The following is a 15,726-nucleotide window of genomic DNA, read 5'->3' as shown; positions in this document are numbered from 1 at the left end:
TGTGCACTCAAACAGGAGGGGTGAGGTTAATGGATAGACCATTACAACAGAGGCGATGCACGCAGCGGGTAGTATTCATGGCCTTGGCAGGTATCATGTTGTTTGGGTCAACAGTCAGTGCGAGAGCGGCAGAAAATGGTGATGCGACTATCCATTTACGGGGGGTGGTATTGCCGGTCAGTCAATCCAAACTGGGTTTTACCCAGTCGGGTGTGGTTGTCTCCATACCATTGGAGGGTGCGGAGGTAAAAAAAGGTATGCTGTTGGCTCGCATTGACGATGCAGTTGTACTGCAACAGTTGGCGAAGGCCGATGCTGCACTTGCCAATGCACAGCTAAAATTGCAACAAGCGGTCCATGCACAGGAAAAGAACAAGCGTTTGTATGCGGAAAATGTGTTGGCTGATATGGCGTTGAAAGAGGGCGAGTTTGCGATCATTCAGGGACGGATAGGTGTTGATCAGGGAAAGGCCGAAAGGGAGGCTGCCCGTTTGGCTGTGGAAGGGACTAAAATGTTGGCTCCGTTTGATGGAGTAGTGGCCAAGGTGACAGCACATTTGGGAGAGTGGATCGGAGCGGGAGCCCCGGTTTTGGAATTGGTGGATATGAGCCAATTGGAAGTCAGTATGGATGTACCTCCTGACTCACTCTCTGGATTGCAGGTTGGTATGGAGACCGCAGTTTTGCTTGAAGGTCAGCGGGTTGGTACAGCCAAGGCGCGGACTATTTTGCCTCTGGTAGATGCGGCCAGTGGCTTGCGTCGGGTGATGTGGCGGATTATCCCTAATCCTGGCCAATTGATGACCGGGCGTTATGTGACCTTGGAACGATGGAAGGTGAGTCAGCCAGGAGGAAAACCATGAAATCGGTTATTGGCTGGTGCAGTGTCATGCTGTTGGCTGCATGGCAGAGCACATCACTCTATGCAAATGCGCTACATGAATCTGGGGCAGATAGTATTATTGCAGAAAATATGCAGGCTTTATTGACGGATGAGGTTTCGGAGAGTTCTGCATCGGAAAGGCAGAGTGTACAACAAGCGATCCCTGTTGCAGCAAAGGGTGAGGGATCTGCGATGCGTGGAATGGCCAATCAAGATGCCATGACACTGGAGGAGATTTTGGCGATTGCTTTGCGTGACAATCTGGGTTTGGTTTCAAAAGAGTTGCAATTGCAGAACAAGCAGTTAACCGCATCTGCTTCCTTCCGAAAAATGCTGCCCACAATGAGCTTGATCAGTAAACGATCTGACATTATGCGCAATACCGGGGGCACGGATGGTATCACTTATGATACCACCGTCACCATGACCCAGCCTATTTATAAAGGTGGAGCGCTGTGGAATAATTGGAAATCAGCAGAATTGCAGGAGACGCAAGCGCGTTTGGATCTGTTGCATACCGCTCGTACTTTGATCAAGGATGTAAAAACAGCTTGGTACTCTTTATTGGAAAAAAAGCTGTTGTTGAAAGAGGCTGAGGATACCTTAGTCAGACTGCGTCAACTGGAAAACAATGCTCGTTCATTTTTTCGGGAGGGGCGAATGTGGCGCAATGAGGTGTTACAGGCCAATGTGCGGGTTGCCCAAGGTGAGCAAGCTCTGATTACTGCGCAAAATCAGGTAGAGTTGGCCCGTTCTGAGTTGAATCGGTTGATGCGTCGCTCTTTGAACCATTCTCTGGAAACCAATGGTGAGCTGGCATGGGAAAAGCTGCCGTGGACACTCGAAGATGCCTATGCGCATGCCAAAATACACAGAAAAGATTTGGAAAAAGCTAAATTGGATGTGGAAGTGGGTGAATTGACTGAAAAGAGTACAGCAGCAGCCACCTCTCCGACGATGGATTTTTCTCTTGCCTATAACTGGAATGCACAGGAGGCAGATTATCGTGATCGAGACAGTAAAACCACAGCATTATTGACGATGAACTGGACAGCCTGGAACTGGGGGCAGACGGCTCAAGAGGTTTCTGCCGCCAAGGCCACAACCAACAAAAATCGCATTACTTACGATGATCTATTGCAGACTGTGCTACTGGAGACACGCAAGGCATTTTTGACGGCGCAAGAATCGGCTCTACGTTTGGAAGTGGTCAAAAAATCTCTGCAGCAAGCCGAGGAAAACTATCGTGTCAATCAGTTGCGTTATCGCGAGCAGTTGGGTACAGCCACCGATGTGCTTAATGCCCTGGATCTCTTGACAACTACCCGTAATACCTATACCTCGGCATTGGCCGCATATCTGACAGCCATGGCTGCTTTGGATTTGGCAGCAGGCAAAGGACCAGAAGATTTGGAGAGGACATATGAGTGAGATTGAAAAGGAAACGGATGACTCTGCGGTGCGTCGGGTACGGATGATCCGTGTACCCTATGACAAGGATGTGGTTCTGCATCTGGATGATGGCAGAGTTGTTTCTGGACAGGCAACCAACTTGAATGCAACCGGTTTTTTCATGGCTATGGACATTGGGCAAGTGGATTCCTCTTTGGCAGGTGCAAACGGCTATATGGTAGAAGAGTTGCACGGTGAACGCTTAACCATGGCTTGCCGCATTGTCCGTGTGGTGGAGAGTGGTGTGGGAGTGTTGTTTCTCAATGGATCATGAAAAATTTATTGCGAAGAGTGTTTTTTTATTGCAAAGAACATCTTTGTGTGTGCTATACTTACTACCTGTAGTTTGATGGGTAGCAGTACTCTATCGTCTTTTTTGTCTGAGGGGGCAAAACATCGTGTTGACCTTTTATTCATCTTCCTACCGCTAATTTCCCGCCGTTCATGCGGTGCATCGAAGCGTAGGGGTTCGCTGCATTCGCTTTCTCTCTCTGCTGTCTAGAAAATTAATCATTGCTTGCGTGCTGCTATCAGCTTTGGAGGCCGGTATGCTGGTTTTTTTCACGTGCAATTTTCCCTGATTGGTGAACAATTTCCATTGCTCATGTTATTTCTTGCATAATATCTTAGCATATAAGGAGATTAGTTGTGTCTAAAGACAAAGATAAGAAAAAAGTTGTTTCTGGTAAAGTGGAGCAATTGGAAGATCGTATTGCCCCGGCCATGATTGGTGGTGATTTGGCCTCAGTGGCTGCTGATATTCCGGTAGCGGGAGAAGATTTGGGTAGCTCTTCTGGCCAAGATCTCGGTGTGCCGCCGCCTCCAGTCGGCGAGGGTGTAGATATGCCGCCGATGGAAACTGGTGAGGAGTTGCCCCCACCTCCTGAGGGGATGGATACCCCCCTGCCGTATGAGGGAGGAGAGCCTGTCGATGTGCAACCAATTGGCGAGGAGGCTTATATTCCCCCTCCGGCTGATGAGTTTTCCGATATTCCACCGCCACCAGCAGATGAATTTTCCGATATTCCACCGCCTCCACCTGTTGATGGAGATGCGCCTCCTCCCCCACCACCTGCTGGAGATATGACAGCACCGCCACCTCCGGTAGATGGTGACGCGCCACCGCCTCCGATGGATGGAGAAGGCCAGCCACAGGTGGAAGGCGAGGAGAAGCCGCCGATGGATGGAGACGGCCAGCCACCGATGGATGGAGACGGCCAGCCACCGATGGATGGAGACGGCCAGCCACCGATGGAAGGCGAGGAGAAACCTCCGATGGATGGAGACGGCCAGCCACCGATGGAAGGCGAGGAGAAACCTCCGATGGATGGAGAAGGCCAACCACCGATGGATGGAGACGGCAAGCCACCGATGGAAGGCGAGGAGAAACCTCCGATGGATGGGGAAGGCCAGCCACCGATGGAAGGCGAGGAGAAGCCACCGATGGATGGAGAAGGCCAACCACCGATGGATGGAGATGGTAAGCCTCCGATGGATGGAGAAGGCCAACCACCGATGGATGGAGATGGCAAGCCTCCGATGGATGGGGATGGCAAGCCACCTATGGAAGGCGAGGAGAAGCCTCCGATGGATGGAGACGGTCAGTCACCGATGGATGGAGACGGCAAGCCTCCGATGGATGGAGAGGTGCCTCCTTCTGTCGAGAGCGATTCTGTTTCGGAGACGCAGTATACAAATAATCCAGATGGCTCAGGTTCTTGGTCAGATGATCAAGGCAACTCCTCAGTCTGGAATGCTGATGGATCGGGTTCCAGCAATTTTGCCGATGGTTCCTCCTCGTCGTGGGATGGGCAAGGCAATGGTACCTACAATGGAGCAGACGGATCCACATATTCATGGAGTGCTGATGGTTCTTCATCCTGGAATGATGGTCAGGGCAACTCGGGAAGCTGGAACGCCGATGGCTCTGGTCATTGGTCAACTGAGGATGGATCATCCGGTTATCACAATGCGGATGGATCCGGTGGGTATACGATGGCAGATGGTTCACAAGGCAATTGGAATGCCGATGGTTCTGGTAGTTGGCATGATGCAGAAGGCAACTCATCTTCTTGGGATGAGCAAGGTAATGGTTCATGGAGCAATGCCGATGGATCATCTGGAACCTGGAGTGCCGATGGTTCCGGCAGTATTACCCATGCCGATGGATCTGTTGAGTCATGGAGCGGGGCAGAGGTCACCTATACAGTTGATGGTGAGAATTATTCACCAGAGGATTATGAAAAAGGTGAGTTTACCAATGCGGATGGTTCCACCGATCAATTCAATCCCGATGGTTCCAGCAGTCATACCGATCCGGAGGGTAATGAATACTCTTACAAACCAGATGGTTCCGGAAGCATTGAGAGTGCCGATGGGGATAAAGAGAGCTGGGATGCCCAAGGCAACTATTCCTATGAAGGCAGTGACGGTGAAACGGCAACCTATGAACAGGATGGATCCACAACCTATGATGATGGTAAGGGCAACACGGGTTGGGAGGATGGCGAGGGTAATGGAGGCTGGACAGCGGATGATGGTTCCTGGGGTCAATTCAACTCCGATGGTTCCACTGACTATGGTGATGGAGAGGGTGGTGGCGGTTGGAGTGACGGCAAGGATGAGTCAGGCTGGTATGATGATGCTGGCAACAGCGGGGGAACGGATGGTGAGGTGACCTGGACTCAGGGTGACGATGATTCTGGTTCATTCTCGGATGGCAAATTTTCTGCTTCTTGGGATGGAGAAGGAGAGGGACAGTGGCAGGATGCCGAAACTGGCCAGTCAGGTACTTTTGATGGGGAAGATGGCTCCGGTTCTATCACCTATCCCAATGGGGTGGTGGAAGAGTGGAACAGTGAAGGTGAGTACACCTATACAGATCCAGCCAATCCCGATGCAGAGCAAGAACCGGTTGGTTCCTATGAAGAGCCTGGTCAATATCCGCAGCCCGATGGAAGTGTTGACACTGTCAATGAGGATGGATCATCTAGCCATACCGATGAAAATGGAAACACATATACCTACAACGCCGATGGTTCTACCGCTACCACCTATGCAGATGGTTCAGTAGAGACGGTTGCTGCTGACGGAACATATCAGTGGCAAGGTGCAGATGGAGGTTCCTATACTGTGTCGCCGGATGGCTCAGGTAGCTGGAATGATGGGCAAGGCAACTCTAGTGTCTGGAATGCGGACGGTTCTGGTTCCAGCAGCTATGCCGATGGTTCATCCTATGGCTGGGATGCAGAGGGTAATGCGACATGGGCTGGAGCGGATGGTGCGCAGTCTACATGGGGTGCCGATGGCTCAGGATCCTGGACAGATGCGGAAGGCAATTCGGCTGCATGGGGAGCTGATGGATCGTACAGCTATCATGGCGCGGATGGTACTTCCACAGTGTACAATGCCGATGGATCGGGATCATTCCATGATGCGAGTGGCAACTCCAGTACATGGAATGCGGATGGTTCTGGGTCGACCAGTTATGCCGATGGTAGTTCCTCGACTTGGGATGGCCAAGGGAACGGTTCCATGACCTATGCTGATGGCTCAACCAGCACTTGGAATGCCGATGGTTCAGGAAGTTGGAGTGATGCCCAAGGCAACACCAGCACCTGGAATGCCGATGGATCAGGAAGTTGGAGCAGTGTTGACGGCACCAATGGTGTATTTAATGCGGATGGATCAGGCAGTATGACCTATGCGGATGGTTCTACCAGTGCCTGGGATGGGCAAGGCAACTGGAACTATACCGATGCTGATGGTGGTACGTGCGATCAGGAAAGTTGCGAAACCGGCAGCTTTACCAATGCAGATGGGACAACAGACCAGTTTAATGAGGATGGTACCAGCTTCAGCACAGATAGTGATGGCAACAGCTATGCTTATGCCGAGGATGGTTCATGTACCACCACCTATGCAGATGGATCTGTGGAGACGGTGGGAGCCGATGGTTCCTATGAATGGTATGGAGCGGATGGCAGTTCCAGTGTGCTCAATGCCGATGGTTCCGGTTATTCTAACGGTGCCGATGGTTCGAGCAGTTCCTGGGATGCAGAGGGGAATGGCACCTGGACAGGAGCAGATGGATCTTCTGGTAGTTGGAATGCTGATGGTTCTGGAACCTACAATGGTGCAGATGGCTCTATCGGTGTTTATAACGCCGATGGTTCCGGTATTTTCACTGCGGCCGATGGAACCAGCTATTCATGGCAGGCTGATGGTACAGGAACAACCACACATGCCGATGGTACTGTGGAGCAATGGTCATAATGCAGGTATGATCCGCTTTATTCGTTGTTTTTCTTAGAGTTAGCGCGCCGGGTCGTTGCGTGATGCAACGACCCGGCTTATGAATCACTTCTCATATTTCTGAAGGAGAAACAGATGGCAAAGCCGGTACCGTTGACAAGAATCAAAAATGTTCTGAAAGCAGCCTCAGAACGCGCTGAGGCGCGCAAAGATCAAGCAGAGGCGCGCTTGCAGACGGCCAAAGTAAAACAGATGATCAACAAACCGCGGCCAAGAGTGGCTCAACCGCAACAATAACGCCGTTTTGTGTGTTTTTTGGCATTAATATTCTGGAATGGACTTTCATGGAGGGAGAATAAGTGTGGCAGAACCAGTAAAAACAGGTAGATCTGATGCACAAATGCACAAAGCAAAACTAAAACTGGAGCAGATAGCTGCCCAGTCTCAGTCCAAGCGCATGAAGCATTTAATGGAACGTCCAAAACCTCGCGTGAAAACACCAGTAAGCGAGTAGCCATTCTGCTGAGCAGGACATTTTCTTTGGATGCAGATGTTGCAGAGCTGAGTTTGAGCTTTGAAACAAGGAGGTGCGCTCTCCTGGTGTCATTCATAATGCTCTGTTGAATGAATACTCTGCTTTGATAAGCGGTTTGGGGACCAGGGAGAGCCACTCCCTGGTACTCCTCAGCTTGGGAGGGTGGTGTATTTACATCTCATTGCCATTTTTTTTCAGTTTTGTGTAAGATTCCTTGACCCTGTAGCAACTATAGGGTGTAAACGGACAGCTCTCTTTGTCACACTTTTGCAAAAAGGGAGTGTCCGATGCAACACGCGCATGCCTTGTGGCAACATCAACACCATTTTGGTCTGGGAGAACAACAAGCTGCCGAACGGCGGACCTATTGGGTCATCGCCATTACCTTGGTGACCATGGTGGTGGAGTTGATTGTGGGCTATACAACCGGCTCTATGGCCTTGACGGCAGATGGCTGGCATATGGGAACCCACGCTGCCGCTCTGGGATTGACCGCTTTTACCTATGTATTTGCTCGCCGTCATGCCAGCAATCCCCGCTTTACCTTTGGTTCTGGCAAGGCTGGTCCTCTGGGAGGATTTGCCAGCGCTATTGCGTTAAGTATTGTCTCCTTGTTGATGGCTATCGAATCGTTGCAGCGTTTGGTTGCCCCTATCCCGGTGGAGTTTTCGACCGCCTTGCTGGTTGCGGTAACTGGATTGGTGGTGAATCTGTTGTGTGCTTGGTTGTTGGGGGGAGCCCATGACCATGGCCATGGTCACGCACATGGGCATGCGCACGATCATCACGAGCACCATGCCCATCATGCTCACCACGACCATGATACTCACCATGCCCATGATGACCATCACGACCATGATGCTCACCACGCCCATGATGACCATCACGCCCATGATGAGCATCACGACCACCAGGAGGATTCTGCAAAGCCAATGGGGCAGGGAGAAACCGCTGCTGTTTATCAATTGGAGCATCAGGATCACAATTTACGTGGAGCCTATCTGCATGTTTTGGCGGATGCTTTGACCTCGTTGACGGCGATAGTGGCCTTGATTTGTGGGATGACTCTTGGTTGGGTATGGATGGATCCGCTGATGGGAGTGGTAGGGTCGGTAGTGATTGCGGTTTGGGCCTATGGCTTGATTCGCAACAGTGCCAAAACCCTACTGGATGCGGAAGACAATCAACCATTACGGGATCATGTGGCAGAGTGTTTACGTGCGGGGGGAGACTGTGAGATCACCGATCTGCATGTCTGGCGGGTGGGCCCGCTCAGCCATGCTTGTATCGTCTCTTTGGTTACCCATCAACTGCGCTCTGCGGATGAATATAAGGTGCTTCTCAAAGATATAGCCGGTTTGGACCATATCTTGGTGGAGGTCAACCACTGCCGCAGTTGTGCCTGATCAGGATGCTTGTGGCGCTTGTGGGTGACGCTGTGGTTTGTGTTTCAGGTGGGATAAGGGGCTGCGTGGAACAGCAGGCGTGGCAGGGGTGCGCCGCCAACATGATCGACCCTTACGCGACTTAAACCCGCATAGTCCACGACGATGCGGGAGAGGTTGTTCAAGGGCATATTGAGGACGATGGCACCCAAAAGCATGCGAATGACCCCACTGTGGGCGACCAGCAGCAGGGATTGATCGGGATGTTGGGCGAGCATATCTTCCCATCCGCCCAGAACACGTTGCTGAAACTGCTGCAACGGTTCACCGTTGGGTGGCGTATTCTGCAGTGGATCCCGCCAGAAGCTGGTGAGACGCTGTCCATCCTGTTCCAGAAGGAAGGTGCTGGTTTTGCCTTCCCAGTCGCCAAAGTGCATCTCACGAAACCTCTCTTCGCGGATCAAAGGCAACGAGAGGCGTTTGGCCAGAGCTTCAGCAAAATGGGCACAACGCTGCAAAGGCGAGGTATAAATTGCCTGCCAAGTGGGATGATTCTGGATAGCCTTCTCCATCTGCTGCCAGCCGGTGCTGCTGAGCGGATCATCCAATGAACCACGATACATCGGTCCCCCCTCTGGTTCTCCGTGGCGCAGCAGATCAATCAGCGTGGACATGGCATTTTTCCTCAAACAGGGTTGCAGGTTGTCGCAAAAATTGCCCCAGGATAATCATCGCGCTCAGTTTGATCAAGCCTTCTGGCCCTGGTGTGCCGTTGTTTGCTCTTCATGGACAGCAAACCAGGTGGCATAAAGGGCCGGGAGAAATGCCAGAGTCAACAGAGTGGCGATGACCAATCCGCCCATGATGGCGATAGCCATTGGTCCCCAAAAGATACTGCGCGAAAGGGGAATCATGGCCAAAATGGCGGCTGCAGCGGTGAGCAGGACCGGACGGGAACGGCGCACAGTGGCTTCGATAATGGCTGACCAAGCAGAGGAGCCGGCTTGAATCTCCTGTTCAATTTGATCGGCCAGGATCACCGAGTTGCGCATGATCATGCCGCCGAGGGCAATAACCCCCAGCAAGGCCACAAAGCCAAAGGGGGCATTAAACAGCAATAACGCCGGTACCACACCGATCAACCCCAATGGGGCGGTCATGAAGACCATCCACATCAGGGGAAAACTGTGCAATTGCGCCATCAGAATGGTCAGCATGACCAAAAACATGAGCGGAAATACCGCCATCAATGCCTGATTGGCCTTTTCGCTCTCTTCTATGGCTCCTCCTGTTTCGATGCGGTAGCCGGGGGGAAGAGAGGCACGAATCGATTCCAGGGAGGGCCAGATGCTTTCGGTGGCATAGGGGCCCTGGACACCATCGACCAGGTCGCTGCGTACCGTGATGGCCATGTTGCGGTTGCGTCGCCAGAGGACCGGTTCTTCAAAATCGTTCTGCAACTGGGCAAATTGTCCCAAGGTGATGCTCTCCCCGGAGCGGAGCAGCAGAGGTGTGTCCAGCAGTTGGGCGCCATTTGCCCGTTCGGCGCTGTCGCTGCGTAAAACCAGATCAATCAGCTCTTCACCACGGCGAATTTGGCTGATGGGTAGGCCATTTTGGATGGCTTGCATCAGGTTGGCCACATCGCTGCTGCTTATTCCCAATAGACGTGCCCGTTGTTGATCGATCTGGATGCGTTGGATACGCACCTGCTCGTTCCAATCCAGTTGGGTATCGCGAACCAAAGGCGATTGGCGGACCTTGTCGCGGACCTGGTAGGCAATTTCACGTACCATGTTGCTGTCTGGGCCAATAATACGAAACTGCACCGGAAAGCCGACTGGTGGTCCAAATTCCAGACGCAATACCCGCGCACGTATTTTGGGAAAAGCCTCATCCTGGGCAAAGAGGGTGAGCAGACGCTGGCGCAAGGCTTCTCGGGCGTCGCTGCCGCTGGTCATCACCACAAATTGTGCATAGCCTGGGTTGGGCAGTTCCGGTTCCAGAGACATATAAAAGCGCGGTGAACCTGCACCCAGGTAGGCGGTAAAATAGGGGACATCTTTTTCCTGACCCAGCAGTTTTTCCATTTGCCTGACCTGCTCTGTGAGGGCGCTAAAAGAGGCCCCTTCACGCAGACGCAGTTCAATCAACAATTCGGGGCGGGAGGCGGTAGGAAAAAACTGTTGTTGTACAAAGGTGATGCCAAAAGCGGCAGCGATAAAAAGCAGGAGGGTGCAAGCAAGGGTGAGTGTACGATGGCGCACCGCCAAAATAATCAGTTGGCGCAGGCGTTGATAGAGGGGGGAGGCATACAGATCGATAGTCTCTGCCTGCTGCGTACTGGCGGGCAGCAGGCGCACGCCCAGAAAGGGTGTGAAGAGTACGGCCACCAACCAGGAGGCCAGCAGAGCGATACCGACGATCCAAAAGATGCCTCCGGCATATTCGCCAGCGATGGATTGGGCAAAACCGACCGGCATAAAACCGGCGATGGTGACCAGGGTACCGGTCAGCATGGGGAAGGCGGTGGATTGATAGGCGAAGGAGGCGGCCTGCAGACGATCCCATCCCTGTTCAATTTTGACCACCATCATCTCCACGGCAATAATGGCATCATCGACCAGCAGGCCGAGGGCGATGATCAAGGAGCCGAGGGAGATACGATCCAGATTCCAGCCGGCGGCCTTCATGACGATCAAGACCAGACCAAGTACCAAGGGGATTGAGGCAGCCACGACAATTCCGGCATGGCGTCCCAGGGCATAGAAGGAGACAGCCAAGACAATAGCCAATGCCTCCAGGAAAGATTTTTCAAACTCCCAGACCGATTCAGCGACCACAGTTGGTTGATCAGCATATTTTTCCAGGGTCAAGCCGGTGGCAAGTGTGGGGCGATAACGATCAAGGAGTGCATCCAGTTGCGTCCCTGCACGCAGAATATTGGCGCGATTGTGCATGGTGACACCGATGGTCAGCACCTGTTGGCCGTTATGGCGAATCACATAGTTGGGGGGATCCTGATACCCGGAAGAGATAGAGGCGATTTCAGCCAGTGGCAGCAGGCCTCCGCCGACAGCAATGGGCAGTTCGGCCACATCCTGCAGAGTGTGCAGACTGCCGCTGACCCGGGTAAAGATGCGGTCATCATTCGTATCCAGCATGCCAGCCGGTTTGAGTTGATTTTGTTGGGAAAGAGTATCCATCAGGCTGAAGGGGGAGATACCCAAAGCGGCGAGGCGGCGGCTGGAGATGTCGATATGGATTTTTTCAGCCTGTTTGCCCAGAATATCCACCTTGCTGATGGTGGGGAGCGTTTGCAGCTCTTTTTTGAGCAGCTCTGCCTGTTCCAGCAGTTGTGCCGGGGAGTATCCTTCTCCGTGCAGGGCCAAGAGAGCCATATAGACATCATTATATTCATCGTTGTAGAACGGTCCCTGCACCCCTTCTGGAAATTGGTGGCGAATATCGCCGATCTTTTTTCTGGCCTGGTACCATGAAGATTCAAACTCCTGTTTGCTGAGGCGACCTTTCAGGCGCAGGGTCAGTGCGCCATGGCCCTGGCGGGCAAAGGTGCGCACAAAATCAAAACCTTCCAACTCTTGTAGAGGTTTTTCCATGCGGTTGAGCAGATGATCCTGGACCTCGCGGGCGCTGGCCCCTGGCCAGATCACTTGGGCAGTCATCATCGGTACATTAAACAGAGGATCTTCCGAGCGCCCCAACTGCAGATAGGAGAGCAAACCAGCCAGGAGTGTGGTCAGCAGCAAATAGAGCAGTACAGCGGGATGGGTCACCGCCCAATGGGAAAGATTGAAGCGGTTCATGGGCTGACACTCCTCTGCGTCAGCCGCGACGGGTCGCTGTTAATCGCTTGTACCGGCAGGGCAGCGTCCAATTTGAAGCCGCCGGTTACCACCACCTGCTCACCTTCCTGTAAGCCATCGAGCCAGACAGAATCGTTTTCCTGACGGAGCAGAGTAACCGGACGCTGTTGCAGTTGCGAGCCGTTGACCACGATCCAGACAAAGGGGGCAGCACTGTTTTTCAGCAGGGCGCTGGCTGGCAGTGGGCTGGCCAGGGGGCCATCCTGGCTCTCCAGATGGACAGTTGCACTCATGCCAAGGCGTAATCCTGCTTGACGCAATGCCGCCTCTTGTGGCATGCGGAAGCGGCTGCGAAAGGTTCCAGAAGTGGGAGCAGCTTGTGCCGCCAGTTCGCGCAGAACCAGGGGTGTTTCCGGTAGAGAGTTTACCCAGAAGCGGGCGACCGCCTGCAGTGGCTTGTTCTGGGCGACCACACTCTCTGGCAGATCGACAACCATCTCCCATTCATCCGGGCTGGCTAACGTCACTATGGGCTGACCTTCGTTGACCATTTGCCCACTTTCAAAGCGCACAGAGGTTATGATGCCTGCTCGATGGGCGGTCAGGGTGGTATAGGCATGTTGATGGTCGGCCAAATCGCGTTGCCGTTTGGCTTGTGCCTGTTGGGCGGCGGCAGCAGCGGCTTTGGCTTTTTGCCGTTCGTGGTCGGCATCGGCCACCGAACGATCACGCAATAAGCGTTGTAGACGCGCCTCATCGACGGAGGCCTGTTTGGCATCGATCTGGGCGACACGCAGTTGATCTTCTGCCGCTTGCAGAGCCAATTCATGATCAGAGGGATCCAGACGGGCCAAAATCTGCCCAGCCTGCACGTGGTCACCGACCTCCACCAGGCGGGCAACAATTTTGCCATCGGTACGAAAGGAGAGTTCACTTTCGTAGCGGGCGCGCACAGTTCCGAGTGTACTCTTTTTTGTGTGTAATGGGGTGGGATGCACCGTCACCACTTGCACCATTTTGTTTTGTTGTCGCACAGCCTTCTCTTCTTTGCATGCAGGAAGCAGAGAGAGGGCAAGCAGCAAGGCAAGCACAGAGTATGGGTGATTCATGGTTGCAATTCCTGTGATGTCGAAGCCATATCGTGGGGTTGTGGCAAGTTTTGCCAACCCCCACCTAAAGCGGTAAAGAGTTGTACAGTCAGCATGGCCTGCTGCATCTTGCTTTCATTCATATTCAAAGCGGCATTGAGCAGGCCGCGTTGTGCTTCCAGATAGGGGAGCAATCCGCTTTGCCCTTCGCGCAACAGTGAGGCCGCACGCTCTTGCACCTGTTGTCTGGCCTGCAGTGTGGCTTGATAGTGTTGCACGCTCTGTTTGTTATTCCGGAGCGCCAGGAGCAGATTTTCTACCTCTTCAATGGCCTGATGCAGCTTTTTTTCATATTCCAGCCAGAGCTCTTGTTCGCGGGCGCTGTGGGCTTCGCTATTGGCCTGGATGGCACCGGCATGCAGCAGAGGCAGGGTAAAGCTGGCGGCAACAGTGGAGAAGGGGGAGGTGGCCGGTTGCAGAGTGTGGTTGATGGTCAGGGCTTGTCGCCCAAAAAGGGCGCTCAACAAAATTTTTGGAAAGATTTGGGAGCGTGCCTCTTGCCATCGGGCAGAGGCGGCCGCCAGCTCCCGTTCTGCCGCCAGCAGATCGGGCCGTCGTTGCAGCAGGGCAGCCGGTTGTCCGGGGGAAAATTCCGGGAGTTGCTGCAGTGGGAACGGGGGGCTGTATTCTATTTCCGGAAGTGGCACAGAGGGGTCGCTGCCGCTGAGCAGGGCCATACGCTGTTCGCTGAGTGCTGCCTGGCTGTGCAGGGCAGGCAGCAAGGCGGCAAGATTACTCAATTCTGCTTCGGCAAGTTGGAATTCCCTTTCGCTTACCAAACCTTCGCGCAGTTGGCTGTGCAAACGATCCCGCTGCTCTTGTTGGTTGGCCAGCAACTGTTGCAGCAGTTGCAGACGCTCTTGCAGGGCATGCCAGCGCAGATAGTGACGGGCTGTTTCACTGATGGCCAGCAGTTGTGCTCCGGCGACGCCATAGCGGGCAGCAGCCTCATCCTCTTCGGCGGCCTGTACTGCTGCTTGCCTGCCTCCAAAAAGATCGAGCTCCCATTGGGCAGAGAGAGCAATCTGTTGGCGCTGCAGATCCGGCATCCCCCCCTGTTTGATGCTGTTGGGCAGGCCCGTGCGGGCATCGGAGTGGGCGGCGTGGAGATCCAGTGCCGGCCACAGAGCGGCACTGTTGGCTATGACCCCTTGCCGAGCCTGTCGGAGCCGTTGCACGGCGATACGCACGTCGGAGTTGGCGGTAGCAGTCCGTTGCAGCAGTTGAACCAGGCGTGGATCGGCAAAGAGCTGCCACCACTCGCTGGCAGCAGCAGTCAAGGAGGGATCTTCTGGAGCGTGACGAAACTGGTTGCTGGTTGGCAGTGCGGGCAGCAGGTGAGAGCTGCCGCTGCAGCCATTGAGCAGGAGAACCGTGCCGAGTAGGAGAGCGTGCAGGAGATGTGCTGGCAGCATATGCGGCTCCATTTTATATACTGTACCGTATGGTACAATATATGCTGGCAGAATCTTTTGCCCGCGTCAAGAGCATTTTTAGGAGGGGAGAGAAGTTTTGCGGCAGGCGTTGAGGAAGAGGGAGAGGCTCTGTTGCAGGATGGTCTGTTTTTGTTCCGGGGTAGGAGAGGCGAGGCCGAAGAGGGCCAGAAGATGGGCGCGCCCCATAAGCAGGGAGAGAAAATGGTCGGCGGCGGTAAGGGGATCGTTGATGGTGAGGGAGTTGGCTTGTTGGGCGGCGTGCATATATTGGGCAACCTGGCGCATGATATCTTCTGGACCACGACGAAAGAAGAGTTGGCAGGCGGTATTCTGTTGCGTGGCGCTGCCAATCAGGGCGCGAAAGATCCCGATAGCCTCTTCGGAAAAGATCAGGTGCAGGAATTGTTCACCGATATGGGTTAAAGCCCGTTCTGGTTGTTGGGGGTCAAGGAGTTCGGGGGGAAGGTTGGCGAAGACCTGATCGGAATAGCTGCCGACCACCGCCTCGAAGAGCTGTTCTTTGGTGGAAAAATAGCTGTAGATGGTGACTTTAGAAACAGCAGCCTCCTGGGCGACCGAATCGATACTGGTACGTTCGTAGCCCTGTTCACAAAACTGCCTGGTAGCCGCTTCCATGACCCGTTTGAACCGTTTGGGGTCGCGTGGTCGGCCACGTTGGGGAGGAGAGTTGGTCATGGATAATCGCAATAAAGGAAAGGTGAGATGCAGCTATAGCACACCGATCAAGGGCTCGGCAAGCACTTCTTGCGGGGTGCCCAGGGCAAGCGCATTTGCCAATTTCCTCA

Annotated in this window: 12 protein-coding genes; 7 read left to right on the top strand and 5 right to left on the bottom strand. The window is 53.6% G+C overall.

Going from position 1 to position 15,726, the window contains the following annotated elements; all coding sequences use genetic code 11:
- The first annotated feature begins 29 nt into the window (after positions 1–29).
- The 7 genes from EJP87_RS01105 (at position 30) to EJP87_RS01085 (ending at position 8,530) form a co-directional block, all read left to right on the top strand.
- Positions 30–863 carry an efflux RND transporter periplasmic adaptor subunit gene (locus EJP87_RS01105; RefSeq protein WP_130470021.1) on the top strand — a complete coding sequence of 278 codons (834 nt, stop codon included), beginning with the start codon at positions 30–32 and terminating at the stop codon, positions 861–863.
- Positions 860–2,314, top strand: coding sequence for a TolC family protein (locus EJP87_RS01100; protein WP_193771035.1), 1,455 nt, complete (start codon positions 860–862; stop codon positions 2,312–2,314). Before EJP87_RS01105 ends, EJP87_RS01100 begins: the two co-directional genes overlap by 4 nt.
- The gene (locus tag EJP87_RS01095) at positions 2,307–2,609 is read left to right on the top strand and encodes a hypothetical protein (RefSeq protein WP_130470019.1); all 303 of its coding nucleotides are present in this window, start codon (positions 2,307–2,309) and stop codon (positions 2,607–2,609) included. Before EJP87_RS01100 ends, EJP87_RS01095 begins: the two co-directional genes overlap by 8 nt.
- A 374-nt stretch (positions 2,610–2,983) precedes the next feature.
- Complete coding sequence (locus EJP87_RS01090) at positions 2,984–6,610, top strand: hypothetical protein (RefSeq protein WP_130470018.1); 3,627 nt, start codon at positions 2,984–2,986, stop codon at positions 6,608–6,610.
- Between the two features lie 114 nt (positions 6,611–6,724).
- The gene (locus tag EJP87_RS17550) at positions 6,725–6,886 is read left to right on the top strand and encodes a hypothetical protein (protein ID WP_193771034.1); all 162 of its coding nucleotides are present in this window, start codon (positions 6,725–6,727) and stop codon (positions 6,884–6,886) included.
- Positions 6,887–6,950: 64 nt separating this feature from the next.
- Positions 6,951–7,103, top strand: coding sequence for a hypothetical protein (locus EJP87_RS17545; protein WP_193771033.1), 153 nt, complete (start codon positions 6,951–6,953; stop codon positions 7,101–7,103).
- Between the two features lie 308 nt (positions 7,104–7,411).
- On the top strand, positions 7,412–8,530 hold the full coding sequence (locus EJP87_RS01085; RefSeq protein ID WP_130470017.1) for a cation diffusion facilitator family transporter: 1,119 nt from the start codon (positions 7,412–7,414) through the stop codon (positions 8,528–8,530).
- Positions 8,531–8,574: 44 nt separating this feature from the next.
- Here the strand turns inward: EJP87_RS01085 and EJP87_RS01080 are convergent, their stop codons facing one another.
- From EJP87_RS01080 to EJP87_RS01060, 5 genes are all read right to left on the bottom strand, one after another.
- Positions 8,575–9,183, bottom strand: a complete 609-nt coding sequence (locus EJP87_RS01080; RefSeq protein WP_130470016.1) for a histidine phosphatase family protein — start codon at positions 9,181–9,183, stop codon at positions 8,575–8,577.
- 72 nt (positions 9,184–9,255) lie between these two features.
- Positions 9,256–12,336 (bottom strand): efflux RND transporter permease subunit, encoded by a 3,081-nt coding sequence (locus tag EJP87_RS01075; protein ID WP_130470015.1) that lies wholly within the window; start codon positions 12,334–12,336, stop codon positions 9,256–9,258.
- Positions 12,333–13,445, bottom strand: coding sequence for an efflux RND transporter periplasmic adaptor subunit (locus tag EJP87_RS01070; RefSeq protein ID WP_130470014.1), 1,113 nt, complete (start codon positions 13,443–13,445; stop codon positions 12,333–12,335). Before EJP87_RS01070 ends, EJP87_RS01075 begins: the two co-directional genes overlap by 4 nt.
- On the bottom strand, positions 13,442–14,899 hold the full coding sequence (locus EJP87_RS01065; protein WP_193771032.1) for an efflux transporter outer membrane subunit: 1,458 nt from the start codon (positions 14,897–14,899) through the stop codon (positions 13,442–13,444). The genes EJP87_RS01070 and EJP87_RS01065 overlap by 4 nt, the downstream gene beginning before the upstream one ends.
- 78 nt (positions 14,900–14,977) lie before the next feature.
- Positions 14,978–15,616: a TetR/AcrR family transcriptional regulator gene (locus EJP87_RS01060; protein ID WP_130470012.1), complete on the bottom strand. Its 639-nt coding sequence runs from the start codon at positions 15,614–15,616 to the stop codon at positions 14,978–14,980.
- Between the last annotated feature and the right edge of the window lie 110 nt (positions 15,617–15,726).

Origin of the sequence: Candidatus Magnetaquicoccus inordinatus (assembly GCF_004217665.1) — a bacterium.
Lineage (GTDB): Bacteria > Pseudomonadota > Magnetococcia > Magnetococcales > Magnetaquicoccaceae > Magnetaquicoccus > Magnetaquicoccus inordinatus.
The sequence above is the reverse complement of the archived record's forward strand: the minus strand, read 5'-3'. Positions and strand labels throughout refer to the sequence as shown.